Genomic DNA, 580 nt, shown 5'->3' with positions numbered 1-580 from the left:
TACGCGGCTGATCATTACCGAAAACAGTGATGAACCGCTCGGTGTGGTACACATTATTGACCTGTTAAAGCAGGCTCTGCATGGCAATGACCTGGATTTGCGCGCGCTGATCCGCCAGCCATTAGTTTTCCCTGAGCAGCTTGCCCTGCTGCCCGCGCTGGAACAATTCCGTACTGCCCGTACCCATTTTGCGTTTGTGGTCGACGAGTTTGGTTCGGTTGAAGGCATTGTGACGCTGAGTGATGTGATGGAAACCATCGCCGGGAATCTGCCCAATGAAGGGGAGAAGATCGACCCACGCTACGATATTCAACAGAATGCCGACGGCAGCTGGACGGCAAATGGCCATATGCCACTCGACGATCTGGCCATGCATCTGCCGCTGGTACTGGATGAGAAACGCGAATACCTCACGCTGGCAGGATTACTGATGGAGCATTTGCAGCGCATACCGCAGGAAGGGGAAGAGGTTCAGGTGGGGGATTACCTCTTCCGGACGTTACAGGTTGACAGCCATCGGGTACAAAAGGTGCAAATTATCCCGCAGAATGACACCGTGTAATGTCAGTGAATGTCGGGG

1 protein-coding gene is annotated in these 580 nt (G+C 53.8%); it reads left to right on the top strand.

Features of this window, described 5'->3' with window-relative positions; translation table 11 throughout:
• Positions 1-562, top strand: a 562-nt coding sequence (locus WH277_RS01855) for a transporter associated domain-containing protein (protein WP_339504065.1), incomplete at its 5' end; no start/stop codon positions are given.
• Positions 563-580 lie beyond the last annotated feature (18 nt).

It is taken from the genome of Erwinia sp. MYb416, assembly GCF_037479575.1.
Classification (GTDB): domain Bacteria; phylum Pseudomonadota; class Gammaproteobacteria; order Enterobacterales; family Enterobacteriaceae; genus Erwinia; species Erwinia rhapontici.
Note: the sequence above shows the minus strand (reverse complement) of the source record. Positions and strands in the feature narration are given on the sequence as shown.